16 protein-coding genes are annotated in these 21,871 nt (G+C 60.5%); 3 read left to right on the top strand and 13 right to left on the bottom strand.

The window, feature by feature from the left end; genetic code table 11:
* The 6 genes from DS839_RS26930 to DS839_RS26905 form a co-directional block, all read right to left on the bottom strand.
* A complete protein-coding gene (locus DS839_RS26930) occupies positions 1–867 on the bottom strand; it encodes a branched-chain amino acid ABC transporter permease (protein WP_119273599.1) in 867 nt (288 codons plus the stop codon).
* A 19-nt stretch (positions 868–886) separates the two neighbouring features.
* The gene (locus DS839_RS26925; RefSeq protein WP_119273598.1) at positions 887–2,131 is read right to left on the bottom strand and encodes an urea ABC transporter substrate-binding protein; all 1,245 of its coding nucleotides are present in this window, start codon (positions 2,129–2,131) and stop codon (positions 887–889) included.
* Between the two features lie 227 nt (positions 2,132–2,358).
* Positions 2,359–4,533 (bottom strand): methylmalonyl-CoA mutase, encoded by a 2,175-nt coding sequence (scpA, locus tag DS839_RS26920; protein ID WP_119273597.1) that lies wholly within the window; start codon positions 4,531–4,533, stop codon positions 2,359–2,361.
* Entirely contained in the window at positions 4,530–5,582 is a 1,053-nt protein-coding gene (locus DS839_RS26915; protein WP_119273596.1) for a phenylacetaldoxime dehydratase family protein, read from the bottom strand. The genes scpA and DS839_RS26915 overlap by 4 nt, the downstream gene beginning before the upstream one ends.
* Positions 5,583–5,609: 27 nt before the next feature.
* Positions 5,610–6,728 carry a carbon-nitrogen hydrolase family protein gene (locus tag DS839_RS26910; protein WP_119273595.1) on the bottom strand — a complete coding sequence of 373 codons (1,119 nt, stop codon included), beginning with the start codon at positions 6,726–6,728 and terminating at the stop codon, positions 5,610–5,612.
* Between the two features lie 140 nt (positions 6,729–6,868).
* Complete coding sequence (locus DS839_RS26905; protein WP_119273594.1) at positions 6,869–8,935, bottom strand: pyridoxamine 5'-phosphate oxidase family protein; 2,067 nt, start codon at positions 8,933–8,935, stop codon at positions 6,869–6,871.
* 214 nt (positions 8,936–9,149) lie between these two features.
* Here DS839_RS26905 and DS839_RS26900 point away from each other — a divergent pair, with 214 nt between their 5' ends.
* Positions 9,150–10,052, top strand: a complete 903-nt coding sequence (locus DS839_RS26900) for a LysR family transcriptional regulator (RefSeq protein ID WP_119273593.1) — start codon at positions 9,150–9,152, stop codon at positions 10,050–10,052.
* A gap of 186 nt (positions 10,053–10,238) precedes the next feature.
* Positions 10,239–11,180, top strand: coding sequence for a molybdopterin-dependent oxidoreductase (locus DS839_RS26895; RefSeq protein WP_162918830.1), 942 nt, complete (start codon positions 10,239–10,241; stop codon positions 11,178–11,180).
* Between the two features lie 50 nt (positions 11,181–11,230).
* Here DS839_RS26895 and gshB read toward each other — a convergent pair whose 3' ends face one another.
* Entirely contained in the window at positions 11,231–12,190 is a 960-nt protein-coding gene (gshB, locus tag DS839_RS26890) for a glutathione synthase (protein WP_119273591.1), read from the bottom strand.
* A gap of 153 nt (positions 12,191–12,343) precedes the next feature.
* On the bottom strand, positions 12,344–13,105 hold the full coding sequence (locus tag DS839_RS26885) for an SDR family NAD(P)-dependent oxidoreductase (protein ID WP_119273590.1): 762 nt from the start codon (positions 13,103–13,105) through the stop codon (positions 12,344–12,346).
* A 95-nt stretch (positions 13,106–13,200) separates the two neighbouring features.
* Between DS839_RS26885 and DS839_RS26880 the strand changes: the two genes are divergently transcribed.
* Positions 13,201–14,133: a LysR family transcriptional regulator gene (locus tag DS839_RS26880; RefSeq protein ID WP_119273589.1), complete on the top strand. Its 933-nt coding sequence runs from the start codon at positions 13,201–13,203 to the stop codon at positions 14,131–14,133.
* Positions 14,134–14,211: 78 nt separating this feature from the next.
* On the opposite strand, the gene DS839_RS26875 is transcribed toward DS839_RS26880, so the two are convergent.
* The 5 genes from DS839_RS26875 to DS839_RS26855 all read right to left on the bottom strand — a co-directional run bounded on the left by DS839_RS26875 (position 14,212) and on the right by DS839_RS26855 (position 21,798).
* The gene (locus DS839_RS26875) at positions 14,212–15,036 is read right to left on the bottom strand and encodes a haloacid dehalogenase type II (RefSeq protein ID WP_119273588.1); all 825 of its coding nucleotides are present in this window, start codon (positions 15,034–15,036) and stop codon (positions 14,212–14,214) included.
* A 527-nt stretch (positions 15,037–15,563) separates the two neighbouring features.
* Positions 15,564–17,072, bottom strand: coding sequence for an FAD-dependent tricarballylate dehydrogenase TcuA (gene tcuA, locus DS839_RS26870; protein WP_119273587.1), 1,509 nt, complete (start codon positions 17,070–17,072; stop codon positions 15,564–15,566).
* Between the two features lie 11 nt (positions 17,073–17,083).
* Entirely contained in the window at positions 17,084–17,995 is a 912-nt protein-coding gene (locus tag DS839_RS26865; protein ID WP_119273586.1) for a PhzF family phenazine biosynthesis protein, read from the bottom strand.
* Positions 17,996–18,034: 39 nt separating this feature from the next.
* Positions 18,035–20,137: a hydantoinase/oxoprolinase family protein gene (locus DS839_RS26860; protein ID WP_119273585.1), complete on the bottom strand. Its 2,103-nt coding sequence runs from the start codon at positions 20,135–20,137 to the stop codon at positions 18,035–18,037.
* A 5-nt stretch (positions 20,138–20,142) separates the two neighbouring features.
* Positions 20,143–21,798, bottom strand: a complete 1,656-nt coding sequence (locus tag DS839_RS26855) for a hydantoinase B/oxoprolinase family protein (protein WP_119273584.1) — start codon at positions 21,796–21,798, stop codon at positions 20,143–20,145.
* Between the last annotated feature and the right edge of the window lie 73 nt (positions 21,799–21,871).

Below are 21,871 nucleotides of genomic sequence, written 5' to 3'. Positions count from 1 at the left end.
TCACCGAGCACCTCGCAGAGATTTGCCGGTAATGCCGGCGGGCATAAGCCGGATGAGCACGATGGCAGCAAGAAAAAGCGCAACCTCACCGAATACCGGCGTGCTGAGGTAGGTCGCGGTCTGATTGATGAAGCCAAAGAGAATGGCGGCAGCACCGGTGCCGGTGAGGATCGCTGGACCGCCGCCGACGACCGTTATGAATGCCTTGGCGATAAACGCCGCCCCGATCGTTGGCCCGACCCCCGTCACAGGAGCGAGGAGACCACCGGAAAGCCCGGTGATAGCCGCACCAATGCCAAATGTGATCATGTAGGTTCGTGGCGGGCTGGCGCCCAGGGCGGCAGCCATATTGGCGTTTTGCATCATGGCGCGCGCCACCAGGCCGAACCGGGTGCAGCGCAGCAGCAGATAGAGCCCGATCAGCATCGCGCCCGCCATCGCCGCCAGGAACAGCGTATATAGGCTCGACGTGTAGGCGCCGACGGTAAAACCGCCGAGCGGGGTCGGCACGCCTTTGATGTTGTTGCCGAAGACCGTGGTGACCAGCCCGGAGATCAAGAGGCTCAACCCCCAAGTCGCCAGCATCGTGTCGATTAGTCGCCCGTAGAGGAAGCGCATGACGGTACGCTCGACCAGGATGCCTATTGCACCGACGACGAGCGGCGAGATGAGCAACATGGCGATCCATATGTTCACGCCAGCATTGGTTGCCACGACGGTTGCATAGGCCCCAAGCATAAGGAACTCGCCATGCGCCAGGTTGATGATGCGCATCATTCCATAGATCACGGCGAGGCCGAGGCTGATCAAAATGAGGGACGTTATGCCCCCTAGAATGTCGACTGCGATGATGATGGCGTAGTCCATCGTGGTCTCCCGCCAGCCTTCAAAGGCCGATCACGTACTGCTGGTTGTCGTTCGGATTCTTGACCAAGTCACAGACGGCCGCCGTATCGGAGGGTGATTGGTTTTCATAGCGCTCCGCAACCACCCAGCGCTTTTCCTGAACTTCCGCCAGATAGGCGTTGCGCGTCGTGTGGTGGGTCTGCTTGTCCACCACGACCTTGCCACTTGGCCCATCAAAGGCAATTCCGGTCTCGAGCGCCTCGATGACTTTCTCACGTTCGACCGTGCCGGCCTGTTTCACGGCCATGGCCCAGAGATGCATGGCTTCATAGGTGGCTGCGCCGATCTCGCTTATATAGGGAATGTCGTCACCGAACTTCGCCTTCAGGGCGCTGACAAATGCCGCGTTGCGCGGCGTGTCGAGCTCTTCGAAATAGCCATAGGAGCCGAGCAGGCCGTTGCTCTCATGGGCTTCCAGGGTCTTGGGCTCGTTGACGAGGCCGAACGTGGTCGAGGCAATCGGAATACGCCCGTTCATGCCGGCCGCCGCCCATTGGCGATAGAAACCCACATGATTCGCACCAACAAGAGCCGAAAGGACGATGTCGGGCTTTCGCTCCTGGATCTTCGAGATCGTCGGTCCGAAATTGGTGACGTCGAGTGGGAAGAACTCGGTAGTCAGAATTTCTCCGCCGCTGTCCTGGCAATACTTGGCCATCCATTTCGCGGTGATCTGACCGTAATTGTAGTCGGCCGCGATAATGTAGGCCTTACCGCCGCCAGCCCGCTTGAGGGCGCTCGGCACCAGCTTCTGCACCGTCTGCCCCGGCGTGGTTCCGGTGCAGAATGTATTGCGGTCACACACCCCACCTTCATACAGCGTATTGTAGAAATAAAGGGTCCGATACCTGTCAAAGACAGGACGAACCGCTTCGCGCGAAGCGGACGTGATGCCGCCATGGACGACCGCGACCTTATCGCTGAGGGCCAGCTGCTGCGCGTATTGCGAATAGAGCTGGATCGAGGATTGGGTGTCGTAGTGCACAAGCTTGAGAGGCCGACCCAGCAACCCGCCCGCCGCGTTCAACTCGTCGATCGCGATGGTGAGCGCAGCTACGCCCTGTTGCCCTGAGCTCGCGATCGGCCCCGAATAATCATGCAGGCTTCCCACAAGTATGGACTGCTCTTCTGCAAAGGACGAACGTCCGAGAAATCCGCGTGACAGAGCGATGCCGCCCGTAACCCGAGCCGTGGCGCTCAGAAAATTGCGACGTGTAAAGATCATTTTCATTCTCCCAGTTCACCAGATTATCTGCTCTTCTACTCGCTGCAGTTCATCTCCGAGCATGGCTTTGAGCAAGGGACGAAAAACGCAAACCCCAATGCAAAATTCCACAAGACGGAACGAGATCGATCCAAGGCGATGAATTCTTGCGCGCGACGGCAGGCACGCCGAGCGCGAAGCGCGACCCCCATGCCTCTGAAGGAGTACGAATTGGACGCCTGCCGCCACTATCCGTTGGCCGGCCAGCGGGTCATTTCGCGCGACGTCCGCCGCGCTTCGCTGACCACCGCCAGGACGCGCCTCGCCGCCTCCAAGATCTGCGTCCCTGGACCGAAAATGAGCGAGACACCGGCCTTGTAAAGTTCATCGTAGTCCTTGGGCGGTATGACGCCGCCGCACACGACAACGATATCCTTCCCGTCGAGATCCTTTAGCGCCGCAATCAGCTGCGGCACCAGAGTCCGGTGACCGGCCGCATGACTGGACACACCGATCACGTGAACGGCATTGTCCACGGCTCGTCGCGCGGCTTCCACCGGCGTCAGAAACAAAGGCCCGACCTCAATATCGAAGCCAAAATCGGCGAAGGTCGAGGCAATGACCTTGGCGCCGCGATCGTGACCGTCCTGGCCGAGCTTAACCACCAGCATCTTCGGCCGGCGCCCTTCCTCGAAGGTGAAGGAACGTATGTCCTCTTCGACCTCGCGAAAGGCGGCCGCATCGCCGAAGGCCGCGCGGTAGACTCCGGCAACCGATCTAATCACGGCCTTATGCCGTGTGAATGCGTTCTCGAGAGCTGCCGAAATCTCGCCGACCGTCGCACGGGCGCGAACCGCATCAACGGCAAGGCCGAGCAGATTACCGCGGCCGCTGGCAGCGGCCTCACTCAGACGGGTGAGGCATTCGTCTACCCGAGCCTGATCACGCGAAGCCTTCAGCGCGATCAGTCGTTCGACCTGCCTTTGCCGCACCACGGCATTGTCGATATCGAGGACAGCGATGGGTTCTTGGTGCTCGAGCCGGTACTTGTTGACCCCGATAACGGCAATCGCTCCCTTATCGATCAGCGCCTGGCGTCTGGCTGCCGCTTCCTCGATTCGCAGTTTCGGAATGCCCGCTTCGATCGCCTTTGTCATGCCTCCGGCTTTCACGACCTCGGCGATGAGCTTTCTCGCCGATCGGACGAGCTGATCCGTAAGGCTTTCCACATAGTAGGAGCCGGCAAGCGGATCGACGGTGCGTGTTACGCCGGTCTCCTCGGCCAGGATGAGTTGGGTGTTGCGCGCGATATGGGCCGAGAACTGCGTCGGCAACGCCAACGCTTCATCGAAGGCATTGGTGTGGAGCGATTGCGTGCCGCCAAGCACGGCCGCCATGGCCTCGAAAGCGGTGCGCACGATGTTGTTGTAAGGATCCTGCTCGGTCAGGCTGACACCTGAGGTCTGGCAATGGGTCCGCAGCGCGAGGCTCTCCGGTCTCGCGGGCCCGAAAGGCCGGATGAGCTCCGCCCACAGCAGTCGAGCGGCACGCAGCTTCGCGATCTCGGTGAAGAAATCCATGCCAATGGCAAAGAAGAAAGACAGCCGTCCGGCAAAATCGTCAATGGCGAGGCCTCGCGACAAGGCCAGCTTCACATATTCGAGGCCGTCCGCGAGCGTGTAGGCCAGCTCCTGCACCGCGGTCGCGCCGGCTTCCTGCATATGATAGCCGGATATGGAGATTGCGTTGAACCGCGGCATATTCGCAGCGGTGAACTCGATGATGTCGGCAACGATCCGCATCGAAGGTTCGGGCGGATAGATATAGGTGTTGCGCACCATGAACTCTTTGAGAATGTCGTTCTGGATGGTGCCCGACAGTTTTTGCGCCGGCACTCCTTGCTCTTCGGCGGCGACGATGAAGCTCGCAAGCACCGGCAGCACCGCACCGTTCATGGTCATGCTGACGCTGATCCGGTCGAGAGGAATTCCTGCAAACAGGATGGTCATGTCCTCGACGGAATCGATCGCTACCCCGGCTTTGCCAACATCGCCAACTACATGCGGATGGTCGCTGTCATAGCCACGATGGGTGGCGAGATCGAATGCCACCGACAGGCCAGCCTGGCCGGCAGCGAGGGCCTTCCGATAGAAAGCGTTTGACTCCTCCGCGGTACTGAAGCCGGCATATTGCCGGACCGTCCATGGCCGGTTGGTGTACATGGTGGCGCGTGGACCGCGGACAAATGGCGGCAGGCCCGGAAGTGTATCGATATGGTCGATGTCGCTCAGATCATCCGCCGTGTAGAGGGGCTTGATCTGCAATCCGTCGACTGTCTCGCGCATCAGAGCGGCGAACGGATCGGCTCCTTTCAGTTCGGCGCGGGCTCGCGCCAGCCAGCCATCGAGACCACTATCACTCATTCGAGTCGGGACCCTTCAAAATAAGGCAGCAAGCCGGTTCGAGGATGGCAATTGACGTATTCGAATCGCTGCCCGCCTTCCGGCAGGACATACACTTCATGCCAGGTCCGCAATTCGCGCTTCTCGCCATAGGCCTTCATCATCTCGATCGCATGCCGCCAGATGGCGAGGTGAGTCCGGTGCGACGCGGACCATTCCTCGAGATGGGCGAGCGACAGGAAATAGGCATGATTGAACGACTCGTCGCGTTCTCGACCGCCCGCCTCGACGCAGCGGCTCAGCCGCATGCTCAGGCAACCCGTTTCTTCGGGATATTGGCCGAGATGCGCTGTGCCCTTTTCCAGCAGCGGCCGCATTTTGACCAGATAGTCCGTGCGCTGCTCACCCCCGCACTTGGCCCAGTATTGTCCCGATCTGATTACCGTGAGATTTTTCGGCACATGAACCAGCCAGCGGGTGCCCGCGCTGTGGCGCTTTACCGGCTGCGGAAAGGCCATCGCTGTCGCAAGGCTATCCACGGCGCTCGCCGGAATCCGGTCGCGCATCGCGCCGAAATAGCCGCTATTCCGGGTAAGCGTGAAAGTGGACGGAGGGCAGCGGGCAATGCCGACCTTGTAATCTGGATAAGCGTAGAGCGTTTCCATCCGTTCGATCGGGACGCGGAGCACTTCGCGCCACAGGCCGATAGTTCCGGCAAGCCGGATCGGGTCGTTCCACCAGGCGTGCAATTGTGAGTCCGCCTCCCAGCGCTCATGGCGCAGAGGATCAAGCCAGTAGGCGACAAAGACGAAATTGTACTGGCCGGCGGCATCGACGAAAAAGCCCTGCTCTACCGATGCAGGCCCGCAGTCGCTGGCAAACGCCGCCAGCATCACTTGCTTGAAATCGGCCTGCTCGACCGCCTCCTTCGTCGGCGCCTGAGCTCCGTAGTAGGCGGTGATCGCCAGATCCACACTCCGCTCCCAGCGGATCGAATACCGCTTGACCGGAGGCTCGAACGAAGCTGGTCGCCGCTCGCGGATGATGCGCAGTTCCTCGTAGTCGATCATCGGACCCGTCCTGCTGTTAATCGACGATCACTCCACGCGGCTGTCCTCGGGCACGAGCGCCGGCGCGCCGGACACGGCGTCCGAATGGCCCTGCGCTCCATTCGTCTTTCCATTCACTGTAGGGGCGACGGTGGAGGCCTTCGGCGTCGTCAGGAAAGCGGGGGGCTTGTCGTCCTCGAAGAGAACCGGATGGTTGGAGGTTCGATCGACGGTTAGCTTGAACACGTCGAAACGATTGTAGTAACCGACGACATCGTGGAGACGCTTTGGCTCGACACAGCGGGCGATATCGACATCGGCATAAGCAAGCCCTTCCTCGGCCGACAGCGTCGGGCTGATCACGACGCCGGTCGGGTCGATGATCATTGAGACCGCCTTGGGACTCGCTTCCAGCAGCGCCAGCGCCTCATTCCCCAGCCGTTCCACCGCTTTCCTCGCGGTCCGGTCGTAAGGGGCAGAGGCTACGATGTTGAAGACTTTTGCCTCGAAGGAATGGGCACCGGCCCGAATGCGGATGGCGTTCTCCAGGTCGTAGTTGCCATCTTCCTCCAGAGGCCGGGTCGGATAAACCGACGGATAGGTCGAGATGTGGACCTGCTCGCCTTGCGCCATGAGCGTGTAGCGGGCGAGCGGGTTGGTGTTCTCGCCGCAGATCAACGCACCCAGGCGGCCGAGCCTGGTATCGACGACGCGTAAGCCTGCACCATCGCCACTCGCCCAAACAAGCTTTTCATAGAAGGTCGGGACCAGCTTGCGATGATGATTGAGGATCGTCCCATCTTCTCCGATGAGGACATTCGCGTTCCACAGGCAGCCGACGCTCGCTTTCGTGGCCTCGGTGAAGCCTATCGAAACGAAGACGCCGCATTTGCGTGCGGCGGAGCGAATGCGGTCGAGCTCCGGCCCATCGATTTCGATGGCCGCCGCGGCAAGCTCCTTGAAATGGTCGTGCGTGCGGATCGGTGCCACGACACCTGACCAGATCGGAAATCCGGGAATGAAGCCTTCCGGGAAGACGATCAGGCTGGCACCATGGGCGGCTGCTTCGGAGATCGTCGCGCACGCCTTTAGGACGCTGCGGTCGGTGTCATGGAAAATCGGAGCAACATGGGCCGCTGCGACCTTATAGCTTGGATATGAGATCATTCGCGTGCAACTCCTGCATGGTTTTCCGAAGGTCCTGTCGTCTTCGCCCGACATAAACTGCATCCAAGGACGGCGCTTCTTGAACACCCCAAATATGCAACGCCCCTTGCAGCTTCGTTCGCAGCGCCGGCGCGCCAGCGTCAAGCGTCGAGTATCAATTGGGACTGCCCGGCGAGACCGGAAGGCGCCGGGCGTGCGCAGCACAGCAGCGCCGTGCCCGGTACGGGAGAAATGGCCGGTGCCTGGACATATTTCACGGTGCCAGACAAAACCCGGACCGCACAGGTGCCGCAGGCGCCACGTCGGCAGCCGGAGTCCAGGGGCACATCCCGGTCGATGCCAAAATCGAGCAAGTTGCTGCTTGCTGCATTCCAGGCGACGCGCAGCCCATGACGGGCAAATACGACCTCGGTATCTCCTGCCCCGGTCTCTTCGGACTCGGACACCGCCTCTCCGCCGCGTCGCAATGACGAGGGACCGAATGCCTCGGCATGGATGCGATCATCGCCGATTCCCAGTGCACGAAAGCCGTCGTAGAGATCCTGCATGAAGCCCGGAGGGCCACAGAGATATATTTCGCGGTCCGGACCGGGAAGGAGCGGATACAGTGTCTCAGCCGTCAGCCGGCCGGTTTGATGGAAGCGCTGTGCCGCTGCCGCGCCCGAGCGCGCCCGGCTCAGTGTGAAATGGAGCTGAAGCTTACCGCCGGCACTGCGTGCCGAGTCCTCGAGTTGGGTGCGAAACGGCTGCTCCGTGGCATCGGGGGTTGCGTGGGCAAACAAGGTCGGGCGCATTTGTCCGGTCCGTTTTCCTTCCGCCAGCAGATAGCCCAGCATCGAGATCATCGGCGTAATGCCAATACCGGCCGAGATGAAGGCGCAGGGCCTGTCAAGATACGGGTCGAGGTAAAAATCGCCGTGTGGGTCAAGCGCTTCCAAGACATCCCCAACCTTAAGCTGGTCGTGGATTTGCCGCGACAGATTATGGCCTCGCTTGATCGACAGGCGCAGCTGATCGGCGAACGGCGAGGCGGAAATGGTGTAGACGCCGTTGAGCGGTCGGGCCCTGCCCGCCGGTGTCCACCTGATCGGGAGGAACTGTCCTGGCTTGAAGGCTGGCCGCGGCCTACCGTCATGGGGCGCAAGGTAGATCGAGCGGACAAGCGGAGTTTCGCTCACGACAGATTCCACGCGATAGGATCGGTAGATCTCCCTGCCCCCCGTCTCCTCGAGCACTTGTTTCGTCTCGGGCCAGGACCCTGTCAGGTGGATGGAGGGTGCGCTCTCCTGGAAGGCCCAGCGAAAAGGCAGCATTCCTTTCAGCCGCCAGCCATGCGAGATGCTGACCCGCCATAGCCTCTCGGCGCCACGCCAGGCTCTCAGTTCGGCACCATCCCAGACGATCTGTACCGTACCGGCAAGATAAATCAGGTCGCCGGTCGAGAAGTCGGGAAATAAGAGGCCCGCTTTCGGGTTGATCAGGAAGTTACCAAGCGTATTGAAGAAGGCGTTCCCCTTGAAATCGGGGATTACGAGGTCATTCCCATCGACGCCTACAAAGCCCGGCTTGCCACCGCGGTGCGACATGTCGGCGCCGTGGACCGCTGGATCGCCTGGAAGGCCGCTGACAGACGCTACGAAGAATGTATCTGCTCTCGCGACAGCGGCGCGCATGCTGTCGTCGAGGCCAGGAAACCGCTGAACGACTGCGGGCCTGGACTGCGCCGATATATTGAAAGGACTGCATATTCTCGTCTGAATGTATTGCGGACAGTTGCCAAAGCTCTGATCGACCTGGATCATGAAACCGACCCTGGACATTTCTATGATCCGTCCATTCATGCGATTGCGCCGACGCGTTGCCAGATCGAGTCCGAGCACGCCAACGGCGCTGCCAACACGAAGGGCGGCTGCTGCGGGGTCCTCCGGTACAAACTGCGCACCGATATGCAGCAGCCGCGGATCAGGACTGGAAATGAAGCCCGGAGATCTGTGCAGCATGGTCGCGATGGGCCACCCATCTGCATCAACCGCGCTGAGGAAAACATAGGACAGGAGCGAGAAGAAGCTGCGGTGCTGGTCGGGCATGAAGTCGCGGATCGAGCGTTGCCCTTGCGCTTCGCTATAGTCGCGGCTGCCAATCCGCCGTTGCATTTCCTGCTCGCCCCGATGGAAAGGCGATGGCCGGGCATTCAGCTTCTGTTCCATGGCTCGCTCCTCACTCTCGAAAGTCTGACCAGCCAAACATATCGATTCCACTGCCAGCCATAAGTCGAGAAGAAGCGAATTCACTCTTTCATTTTTTGGAAGAACGCAGCGCGCAGCAAAGGGCTCCTGCCCGGACTAGCCTCCCAAATCGGGGGCCCTGTTGCCTCCGGCGCTCGCCCGGTCCAGATTTCCTGCAACGAACAGGGAGGAAGCGATGTCCGGCTTCGACTGGAACGATCTTTCATACTTTCTCGAATTGGCCCGGCAGGGCAGGCTGATGCCTGCGGCCAAGCGCCTTCGCGTCGACCATACGACGGTGAGCCGCCGCATTGCGGAACTGGAGAAATCGCTCGACTGCAAGCTTTTCGATCGCAACAATTCCGGCTTCGCTCTCTCGGATGCCGGTCAGCGCCTGCTAAGCTATGCCGAATCGATCGAAGCCAATGTGCTGGCGATCGCGCAGAATGTCAGCAGCAAGCCGGCGCAGATTTCCGGATCGGTACGTCTCGGCACGATGGAAGGCATTGCCAGCATGTTCCTGGCCGAGCATTTCCATGAGTTCCATCAGCGCCATCCCGCCGTGCTGGTCGAACTCCTCACCGAACGCCACGTCGCCAACCTGCCCAAGCGCGAGTCCGACATCTTGTTGTCGTTCATACGTCCCAACAGTCCTCGTCTGGTGGTGAAGAAGATCGGTGAGTTCGCGCTGCGGCTCTACGCATCCGCCGGCTATCTCGAGCGCCGCGGCACGCCGGCCAGTGCCAGCGATCTCGTGAACCACGTCTTCATCGACTATATCGAGGATATCGTGATCGTCCGCGAGACTCACTGGCTGCTCGATGTCATCAAGGATCCGACTGTCGTTTTCCGTACATCATCCATGCTTGCCCAGCAGCATGCGGCGGCGAACGGTGTAGGCATCGTCCTATTGCCGGCATTTTCGGGTTCCCTTGACAAGCGCCTTGTATCCGTCCTGCCCGATCAGGCTTCGCCCAAGCGAGACCTCTGGCTCTGCGTCCATGAGGATCTGGAATATATTGCCCGTATCAAGGCGGTCATGAAGTTCGTCGCCGAGCTGGTCGAGCGGCGGCAGGCATTCCTGATGGGCAACTCCTGATTCAGGCTGAGAGACACGGGACTGCACTTCGGCGCAACACCGGTTGCATCAATCCCAGTAGGTCCTCGGCTGCCGCCGTCCTAGATTCGCCAACAGTGATGACTGCAAAGGTCAGGCCGCATGAACCCCCGTCCGCCGCTAAGGCCACAAGGCATCGTCCGTCGGGTTCCACTCCTGCCGCATCAGATGTCGGACCCCATAACACCCGCAGGCGATCTCTTCGTCCTGGCGCATTGCGGCATTCCCGATATCAACGACACCACATGGTCGCTGACAATTGATGGCCTTGTCCGCAAGCCGCTCCGACTTACCCTGCACGACCTGAAGCAACTGCCGCCGAAGCAGGTGGAAGCGGTCCATCAATGTGCAGGCAATCCCCTGGAGCCGCATATTCCGGCGCGACGGGTCGCCAATGTAATCTGGCGCGGCGTCGATCTGCGCGACGTGCTCGCCCATTGCCAACCCAACGATGCAGCTTCATTTCTCTGGTCTTATGGCGCGGACTACGGCGACTTCGCGGGATTTCCTTGCGATTTCTATCTGAAGGACTTGCCGATGGACCGGGTTATACGGGGTGATGTGCTCCTCGCCTATGAGGTGAATGGGGCCCCAATTCCCCGCGAGAATGGCTTCCCGCTCAGGCTGGTCGTTCCCGGCTTTTACGGCACGAATTCGGTCAAATGGCTCTACCGGCTCACCTTGAGCGACCGGAGGGCCGACGCGCCCTTCACAACACATTTCTACAACGACCAGATCCTCGATGCCGGCGAAGGCGGTCACGATCAGAGACGCCCCGTCTGGGGCATAGCTCCGGAATCGCTCATCGTCGCGCCGGCACCGGGAACAACAGTGAAGCTCGGCCAAGCAATCTGCATCTGGGGCTGGGCCTGGTCGGAGCACCCGCTGGAGACGGTGGAGCTCAGCTTCGACCAGGGCCGCTCCTGGACGGGCGCCGCGCTGTATCGGCGAGCCGATTGGGCATGGCATAGGTTCAACCTGGATTGGACGCCCATTGAACCGGGTCGAAAAGCGATCCTAGCCCGCGCGACGGACGCAACGGGAACAGTTCAACCCATGCACGGATATCGCAATGCCGTCCACAGCGTCGAAGTCTGTGTCGATGGGTAAGTTGTGAATGATTGGCGCCGTCCCGTCCCGCCCCGCGCTGCGCTTCGCAGTCAGCCAGCCCGTCCAACACGCTCGACCTCGGCGTCGATGGCATCCCATACAATCGCCTCCAACCGAGCATCGTTGAGCCGGTTGATTTCCTGAATGCCAGTGGGACACGTCACGTTGATCTCGATCAGATAGCCGCCAATCACATCAATTCCGGCCAGGAGCAGTCCGCGATCGACCAGGATCGGGCCGATCACCGCGCAGATTTCCTTATCGCGGCTGGTCAAGTCGGATTTGACGGGCCGTCCCCCGGCATGGAAATTTGCGCGGGTTTCATGCTCGGCCGGTTGTCTCAGGACTGCGCCGATCGGCTTGCCATTGACCAGGATGATCCGCTTGTCCCCGGTACGCACATCCGCAATGTATTTCTGGATCACGAGCGGTTCGCGGCCGCGCGCGGCGTGCAATTCCAATATGGCCGGTAAATTCCGATCATCCGGCTCCAGGTGCACGACTCCAAAGCCACCAAACCCATAGAGCGGCTTGATGACAACCGCGCCGTGCTGTTGACGGAATGTGGCAATTTCCTCGACAGTCGATGAAATCAATGTCGGCGGCACCAAGTCCCGGAATTGTGTCACCATGAGCTTTTCCGGTGAGTTGCGGATTTGAGTAGGGTTATTGACGACCACGGTTGTCGGCGGCAGGCGCTCGAGCAGGTACGTCGCGGTGATATAGGCCAGGTCGAAAGGAGGATCCTGACGTACCAATACGACCTGGCATCGATCCAGCGACAGACGCTCGCTCGGGCCGAGGCGAAAATGATCTCCCTTTACTGGACGCAGCTCAAGCCGCTGCGATTGAGCGACGACCTTGCCGTCGGCCAAGCTGAGCGAATTCGGATTGAAGTAATAAAGCGTATAGCCGCGAGAAAGGGCTTCCAGGCCGAGCATGAGAGTTGAATCGGTATCGAAGTTGATCGATCCAACGGGGTCCATCTGAATGGCAACTGTCAGTCCCACGCTCCTCAGGCCCTCGGAAATTGCTTTCACATCGGCAATGGGGAAATTTCATTCCCACCGAGCACAACTTCGCTCACTGTCGGGAACGTATGAAATGCCTAAAACCGTTCGATTTCATAAATGGGCGGCATGATCGGAGTCGCTCACCCTTTCTCAGAGTCGCAGGCCTCCGATCGTATAACCGCCGTCCACCGTGATTTCCTGGCCGGTCACGAAGGCGGCATCGTCCGACAGAAGCCAGGCGACCGTGCCCGCCACATCCTCGGGCGTACCATTGCGGCGCAATGCGGTATGCGCGGCAAGACGGGCGGCCAATTCCGGGCTCAGTGCCGCATCGGCCATTGGCGTGAGGATAATGCCAGGATTGATAGCATTCACCCGAATCTTGCGAGGCCCCTGCTCCACCGCCAAGGTGCGCATCATGGCCAGTAACGCCCCCTTTGTGCCGGCATAGGCACCGGCCCCTGGCATCACGGCATTTGCAGTCCACGAGGCATTGATGAGGATTGCGCCCCCTTCCAGAACGGGCAGGCTGTGTTTGATTGTCAAAAAGGTGCCACGCAGGTTCGTGGCGATCAGAGAATCGAAATCCTCCACTTCGGCATCGGCGAGTGACTTGAACTCTCCCAATGCACCGGCATTGGCAAAGAGCGCATGCAAATGCCCGAAATGTGCGACGGCTTCCGCCATGGCGCGGGAAACCGCGCTCTCCTGCGAGATGTCACAGGCAATTGAGATGGCCGAGCCGCCGGCGGCCCTGATGTCCGATACCAGTTGATCGAGCGGATATTGCCGTCGCCCTACCAGGACGAGTTTCGCCTCCTCTTCAGCCAAGCGCAGGGCGGCGGCCCGTCCAATCCCGGTGCCGGCACCGGTGATGAGAACCGTTTTCCCCGTAAATCGTGATCGCGCCATGCCGCACTCCTTCTCAAGGCGGCAGCTACTGTAATCAATGGCATTTCCATGATAATGGGGGAGATATATGGATCTTTCTAAAGAAACTCTATTGAATGAACCTCTTCCGCTCCATGCAGGTCTTTGTTTCGACGGCACAGGCGCGTTCAATGAGCGCCGCTGCCAGCAAACTTGGCATCTCGCCAGCCATGGTCGGACAGCACATAGCCGCATTGGAGGAGCGGTTAGGCACGCGTTTGCTGAACCGGACGACGCGTCGGCAGAGCCTGACGGATTTCGGATCGAGCTATTTCGAGCAATGCCGCGACATATTGGACCGCGTGGCCGTCGCTGAACAGGAAGCGCAAGTTTCGCAAATCGACGCGAGAGGCCAGTTGCGAATCACCGCACCGATGACGTTTGGGACCGAGGTTCTGGTTCCGGCTTTGGGCCGCTATCGTGAACTCGCCCCTAAGGTAAAGCTAGACATCATTCTGACCGATCGCAACGTAGACCTGATCGAAGAAGGAATTGATGTCGCCTTTCGAATCGGAACGCTGCCCGACAACCGCCTGATCGCGCGCCGACTTGCTCCCTATGGAATGATGATCTGCGCGGCCCCGGAATATCTGGCGCGCAACGGCGCAGTGGACCATCCGACTGGGCTCTCGCATCACGAGATCGTTGCTTTTACACCCGCCGCGAGGTCGCCCTGGAAGCTGTCGAGAGGCAATGAGACGGTGGAAGTCACACCTCTCCAGATCACCAGCGTCAACAGCGGCCAGGCCGTAAGAGCCGCAGCCCTTGCCGGACTGGGCGTTGTCATGCAGCCGGTTGTTCTACTCGCCCCGGATGTCCAGTCAGGCAAGCTTGTACAGCTCTTGCCCGACTGGAGCCTGCGCCAACGTCGCATGTCATTACTTTACTATCGCGATCAGCGCATGACTCCCCGCCTGCGCAGTTTCATCTCTTTTGCCATGGCCGAATTTGGGGGGCCACCAGATGATCAGATTTCCGAACGCAATGAGATGTCTACTGGTAACCTGTAACAGGCGCGTATCATGTGTCCGCGGACTCGGCGTGTGGCCTCGGTCAATTCGTGAGGCTCGAGTGGAGGCAGCTATGGTTCAGCTGCGCCCCGTCATCCATTGATCGAGATCGGTGAGGTTCCGGCTCACGATTACCTTCTCCCCATCAAGCTGTTCCAGCGCGCCGCCTAGTCGATTAACCCAAATCGTCGGATATCCGAACCACGAGGCACCTGCAGCATCCCATCCGGCAAAAGCCACAAAGGCGATTTGCTCCTTTGGGAGGCGGAAGGCTTCAACACCAAGCCGATAAGCGTTCGGATCCGGCTTAAATGACCTGATAGCATCGGTGCTCAGCACGTGATCGAAAACATTCGTCAGATCTGAATTCACCAGCCCGGCTTCAAGCATACTGGCAGTCATGTTCGACAACAAACCAATGCGGTATCCTCTCGCCTTGAGGGCCTTCAGCGCTGCCGCTGAATCGGGCCAAGCCTTGAGGTTCAGGAAGGCGCCCCGCAACAGCTTGAGCGCATCTTTGCTTGCCACATCTCCGGTTTGCGCAGCAGCAAATATGTGGGCGTCGTCGACAATGGACAGGAAGTCCTTGTAGTGCGCGCCGAGCGCACGCAACCACTGATACTCGAAAAGGCGGGATTGAAAGATGCTGACGAACGCGTCCCCTGCTTGTGGATGCAATTGTTTGGCCAAGACAAGAGCCGGGCGCGGATCAAGGATGGCAAGACCGTCAAACGCAACCGCTCTGATCGGCTGCTCCGGAGTTGCAGCGGCTCCGCTGCCTGCTGCAACAGCCGCGGCCATCATCGCTAACATGTTTCTGCGAGTGTGGAACATCCCAATATGACCTCTTAATAACTTATGCAGCACATACGCTTTGGCAACAGCAGATGTTACAGCGGCCATAGGTGTTCTTGGACCGAGCAATTCGGATACCGATCACCGTGGAGATTGGGGACCGCGATTTCTGGCTAGAAACGCAAGGTAGCCCACTGATCACGGTTGAGTTATCGAGTCGAGTTCACGACCTTACCTTGAGAAAAATCACTTGTAGACTTTGCTTGATTTCTCGTCCGGCAGTCCCAACTCGCGGCGACAGACCCGCCTGATTGTCGGATTGGCGCTTCGCTGCGTGTCTGCTCGTTGCCTTCATAGCAAGCTCTGCGTGACATTGGAGTTGGTCACTTTGAGAAGATCACTCCGCTTCACGTAGTGCACTGTCTGTTACTGCACACGCTGCGCACACGACGATCTCTAACTCATTGATTTCTTTTGATTGTCGTGCCCATCCATCATGGGGGCCACGGAAAACCGGTGCCCGGGAAGCGGCGTCTTCGCTTCCGTTTCAATTGTTCCTAACATGCGGAGCGTTTTAGCCTGCCTGCCTTACCCTCTCAATTGGAAAAGGCGGGCAAATGCGGGTACGTCATCGTTCAGGCCGCCGTTTCGATATCGACGCCAGCGATCAACGAACCCGCCGAAGCGCCCGCTATGCGTCCGAAGACAGCGCCTGATGTCAGGCCAGTCCCGCCCGGATAGTTGAAATAGAAAATGCCCCCAACCAGCTCGCCCGCCGCAAAGAGACCAAGTATGGGTTTGCCGCCGACGTCGAGAACCCGCGCATGGCTGTCGATCGACAAGCCGCCGAAAGTGAAAGTGATCCCACAGGTGACGGCATAGGCTTCGTATGGTGGTGTATCGAGCCGATTGGCCCAGTTCGACTTGGGAACATCCAATTCTCTGGCGGCGCGTCCATCTTTCACGTTGGGATTGAACGGGGTCGCTGTATCGACGGCATCATTATAGGCGCGGATCTCCCGAAGAGCTTGCTCCTGATCGACGTCGCCAAGCTTACGAACCAGTTCCTCAATTGTGTCAGCAGTCACTTTCGTCACCTGCTTGATCCGATATTCATCGCGCAGGAGATGCGTCACCTTGCTGTCGAATATCTGCCAGGCGAATTGCTCGGGCTGCTCGAGGATGACGCGGCCATATTTGGCGTAGGTATAGTTGCGAAAATCGGCACCCTCATCGACGAAGCGGCGGCCGCGCGCATTGATCATGATGCCGAACGGGTAGCTGTGCTTCTGAAAATTGTCCCCAACGGCAAGATCGCCATAATCGGGCGCGTTGCGCTCCCAGCCTACCGCATGGCAGCCTGACCAGTTGCCACACGCCGCCGCACCGATGTCGAGCGCCATGCGCAAGCCATCGCCCTGGTTGAATCGCGTGCCGCGCACCTTGGCGAGATCCCAGCCCGGCCCCAGATAGCGCGTGCGCCATTCGGGATTGGCCTCAAATCCACCGGAGGCGAGCACCACGGCTTTTGCCGCTATGGTCACCACTCTGCCCATGGCGCGGACAACAACGCCGGTTACCGAGTCACCGGTGCGCAACAACCGCTCCGCGCGACAATCATAGAGGATCTCGATCCCGGCCAGCCGGCAGGCTTGAGTCAAGGCAGAGACCAGACCCGGACCGCCACCCCAGGCTTCGACCGTCAATCCGCCCCAGAACTTGAACCTGCCATCGACTTTGAAGGCCTGGCGGCCGTAGATCGGCGCGAAACGAACACCCTTCTCACGCATCCACAACAAGGTTGGAAAGCTGCGACTCACCACCAGGTCGGAAAGCTCAAGACTCGTACGGTACTGCGTCACCCGCGCCATATCATCGTAGAAGTCGCCGGCACTGTAGCTACCGAAGTCCGTGCGGTCCTTCTCCGCTTGCGAAAGATCCGGCATCAGCTGGGAGAGATCATCGACGCCGTTATAGACGACCCGCATTGCTCCGGCGGTGAACCGTGTGTTGCCGCCGCTTTCGGCTTCCGGCGCGCTTTCGAGCATTATGACATGGGCGCCCTTCTCGCGCGCGGCAAGGGCGGCACAAAGAGCGGCGTTGCCGGCTCCGACGACAACAATGTCAGTATCGCGATCGTTCATGCTTCCTCCGGCTATTTCGTCCTGAACCGCAGCTTGCCACTGGCAGATATGACACCACGACCGTGGATCTTGACCGAGCTGCCGTGAATGTCGGCCTGAATGATGCTGGGGCGACCCATGGCAGTGCCTTGCTCTATCCTGATTTTCCCAGGACGTGCGAGACCATGAGAAACGAGGTGATAGGCCAACGGACCCGCTGCCGTGCCCGTGGCTGGATCCTCGAGGATGCCAATCGTCGGATTGAAGAACCGCGCATAGGCGGTTGTGTCCGCCAGCCGGGTGTCCAGGCTGAACACATAGCAGCCCTCACCGGCCACGCTCTGGAGCACCGAGAGCAGGGCTTTCGTGTCCGGCTTGATGCGATCGACTGTCTCGCGATCTCTGATCGGCACCAATAAATGCTCCGCCCCGGTCGAGACAACCTGGGCCGGGACCTTCGCCTGAACAATATCCTCTGCGGCGAGACCCAGTGCGGCTGCCAGGGCTTCGACATTCTCGAGCCGCTTGTGTGCGACAGCGGCTTCCTGGTCCATGATGATGTTCTCGGGCTTTCCGCCGGCTGCCGATATCGACAGTGGCAGAACGCGATCGCCGATCTCCTGATGGAAACCTGTCCCGCCCTCTGAGAGCGTCAACCTGCCCGACTCCGCCAGCCACCACCATGCGCCAAGCGTGTTGTGTCCGCCGGCGCCGAACACCTCAACTCCCTCTGTCGAGAAGGAGCGCAACCGCCAATCTGCACCTGGCCGCGTGGGTGGAAGCACGAAGGTGGTTTCCGACTGGTTGAATTCCCGCGCGATGCGCCGGAAGACTTCCAGGGGCAAGTCCGCTCCGCCATCAACAACCGAAAGCGGATTGCCCGTCAGCGGTTCGACCGCAAAAACATCGACGAGATAGAAAGGAAGCGTTCCATCCTTGGTCATGTTCAACCTTTCACCAAGCCCGCCCGATACGCAGCCCCCTCAATCCATTTCGATCACGAGATTGAATGAGGCATCGATCCGGGCCTGCGCATCGGGCCCAATGACGCAAGTCGACTCGCGCTCTTCGACGAGAGCCGGACCGGCGAAGGCTGTCCCGGGGGGAAGCAAATAGCGATCATAGACCGCGCAGTCTTTCCATCCTTCCCCCTCGAATAGCACTTTTCGCGTCTCACGGCGTGCGGCGGTGAGGCTCGCCTTCGTTTGCTTGTGGCCCTCGCTGATGTCGATGTCGATGCTTGGCGCCGTGCAGGACAGGCGCCAATTCACTGCTTCGATCGGATTGTTCTCGAGCGCGCGGCCAAACTGCATCCGGTAACTTTCGAAGAAGTTGGCCCGGATGACGTCGAGATCGGCATCAGAGAGAACGAGTGACGGCAGGTCGAGCGAGATCTCAAAACCTTGCCCCGTATGCCGCATCTCAGCCGTCGGCCGGAAGGAGATGGTCTCAGGCTCGGCGCCAGCCTCGGTGAGGAGCCGCAGACCCTCGGCCTTCATTTCCGCAAAGTGAGCGTTGACCACCGCCCAGTCGACACGGTCGAGCCGAGCCACATGCGAGCGCACCATATCGGTCGCGGGCGGGGCCACCAGGAAGCCAAGGGCTGAGGCGACGCCGGCACCAAGCGGCACGACGATCTTCTTCACTTTGAGAAGCCTCGCAAGATTGAAGGCATGGACCGGCCCAGCTCCGCCAAAAGCAATGAGCGTATATTCGCGCGGGTCCTTGCCCTTCTCGGCCAGATGCATGCGGGTTGCTGCCGCCATCATCTCATCGACGATACGCTGGACGCCGAGCGCCGATTCCTCTTCGCCAATGCCGATCGCCGCCGAGATCTTCCCGGCGAAGGCCTTGCGCACGCGAGCGACGTCGAGTGAAAGCTCGCCCCCCAGGAAATAGTCGGGATCAAGCCGGCCGAGCACCAGATCCGCATCGGTGACCGTGGGCTGCTCGCCGCCTCTGCCATAGCAGACGGGACCTGGCACCGAGCCGGCGCTGCGCGGCCCGACTTTCAGGAGCCGCGAGGCTGGATCGATGCGGGCAAGGCTGCCGCCACCCGCGCCGATCTCGATCATGTCGACGACCGAGACCTTGAGCGGCATGCCGGAGCCCTTCTGGAAACGGCGCACGCGGCCAGCCTCGAAGTCAAATTTGTGATCGGGCCTCCCGTCCTCGACGAGACAGATCTTAGCGGTCGTGCCGCCCATGTCGAAGGAGATCACCCTGTCGATGCCCGCGGTCTTCGCGATGAATGACGCCGCCATCGCCCCCGCCGCCGGACCCGACTCGATCAGCCGGATCGGAAAGTCCCTAGCGTCGCGCGGTGTCGTGATGCCGCCGCTCGACAGCATGATATAGAGCCGGCCGGCAAAGCCCAGCGACTCGAGCTTGGCTTCGAGCTTGTCGATATAGCGATGCATCAAGGGCTGCACATAAGCATTGGCGCAGGCGGTCGTCGTCCGCTCGAATTCGCGGATCTCGGGCGCCACTTCCGATGACAGGCTGAGCGGCAGCGAGGGGTAGAGATTGCGCACGATCTCGGCCGCGCGCCGCTCATGCGCCGGCGAGCCATAGGAGTGCATGAAGGAAATGGCGAGCGCCTCGGCGCCTCCCTCTTCGACCAGCCGGCGCGAGGCATCGGCAACCGCATGCTCGTCGAGCTTGACCAGGACTGCGCCGTCGACGCTCACCCGCTCTGCCACTTCGAGCCGGCGCGAGCGCGGCACGATCACTGGTGGGCGCTCGAGGAACAGATCATAGAGGTCATAACGCGTCTCGCGGCCGATCTCGATCGTATCGCGGAAGCCTTGCGTCGTGATCAAGCCGACCGTTGCTCCGGTCCGCTCGATGATCGTGTTCGTCACCAGGGTCGTGCCATGCACCACGCTGTGCAGGTCGGCGGGCATGAGGCCCGCCTCACCCAGGACGCGGGTAATACCGCTGACAATGGCGACGCTCGGATCTTCCGGCGTGGTGAGGAGCTTGCCGGTGAGTGCCAGCTTGCGCACCGGATCATGCAGCACGAGGTCGGTGAAAGTGCCCCCGACATCAACGCCAATGCGCGTGGAACGTACTTCTTTGGCCATATTCGTCACTCCATCCCGTAAAGCTGGCGTGCCGCTGCTTGCGATATGTAGCCATCGGCGATGTCCGCCCGCACCGCATCGCGGTCACGCGTCTTCGGATCGCCATAGCCGCCTCCCCCGGCATAATGGAGCAGAACACGACGGCCGGACTGAACGATGCTGCGCGACTTGGGATGAGGTTTCGTGCCGTCCTCGAAGACGATCAGCGAGGGCGCACCGGCAAGACCGCCCAGCATCCCGGAGGCAGGATGGTCGTGCCGGTCGGAGAGCAGCGAGAGCCGGGCGGCGCCCGGTGTGCGCAATTCGATCTCGACCTCCTGGCCGAGCCCGCCGCGGTACTTCCCGGCGCCGCCGCTGTCGGTCAGGAACTGCTTCTTCCATACGAGCAGGGGCGCCACGCTTTCATAGGCCTCGATGCTGCCCGCGCCGACATTGGTGGGGAAAGCCGTCGTCGAGAGACCATCCTTCACCGGTGTCGCGCCCATGCCGCCGCTCGCGAACAGCACTTGCGAGAAGGGCGACCCGTCGCGGCGCACGCCGCTGAACAACGCGCGCATGGTCGGCGCACCACCACTCTCGGCGATCACTTTGTCGGGCAATACATCGGCCAGTGCCTGATAGATGACGCCCGCCAGCAGATGTCCGGTGAGCTGGCGGGCGCTGCAGGGCGCCGGAAAGACCGGGTTGAGGATCGAGCGTTCGGGTGCGGCCACCGTGATCGCCTGATACGATCCTTCATTGCGCGGCGACAGCGGATCGAGCGCGCATTTGATCGGATAGACGGAATAGGCATGCGTGTATTTCATCACGCAATTGATGCCGCGATTGAGCTGCGGCGAGGTGCCCGCATAGTCGATATGCATGCGTTCGCCGGCGACCGTCACGGCACAAACGATGCGGGTGATGTTGTCATCGAAGCCATCTGCTTCCAGTGTCGCGCGATAGATGCCGTCGGGCACCACGGCAATGGCGCGCCGCATCGCGGTGTCCGCGCGCTCATGCAGGATCGCTGCAAGCGCCTGAAGGTCAGGGAGCTTCGTGTCTTTCAGGAACTCGACCACACGCCGCGCCGCCACGTCATTGGCGACGACTTGGGCGCCGAGATCACCGAACACCTGGTCGGGCACGCGAACATTGCCGAGAAGCACATCAAGCAGCGTCTCGTTCCATTCGCCGGCGCGCAGCAACCGGCTCGGCAGGATGCGGATCCCTTCCTCGAAGATCTCGTGGCAATCGGCCGACCACAGCGCGCCGCCGACATCCGGGGAATGCGCGATCGATCCGGCGAAGCCGACGAGCCGCCCGTCATGGAAGATCGGCGAGACGACGGTGAAATCAGGCAAATGGCCGGTCGCCAGCCACGGATCGTTGGTGATGGCGGCATCGCCAGGGCGCCATGTCTCGATCGGATATTTTTCGAGGAACGCCTTGGTGGTGCGCGGGAGGATGCAAGAGAAGGACGCGATGCCGCCGGTGTTCTCGCAGATGCTGTCGCCATTGCGGTCCATGATGACGGTTGCGTAGTCGTTCGACTCGCGCACGATGGTGGAGAAGGCCGTCCGGACCAGACTGGTCGCGGCCTCGTCAGCGATCGAGATCAGCCGGCTCCAGTAGATCTCGAGCGAGATCGGGTCGAAGGTTTTGGTCGGGCTGTCGAGCATCGCAAATCTCCGGGAAGGCTCTGATGCTCCCGAGAGTGCTTCACCCCATTGATATTGTACAATACATGTTACG

Source organism: Taklimakanibacter deserti, assembly GCA_003574785.1.
Note: the sequence above shows the minus strand (reverse complement) of the source record. Positions and strands in the feature narration are given on the sequence as shown.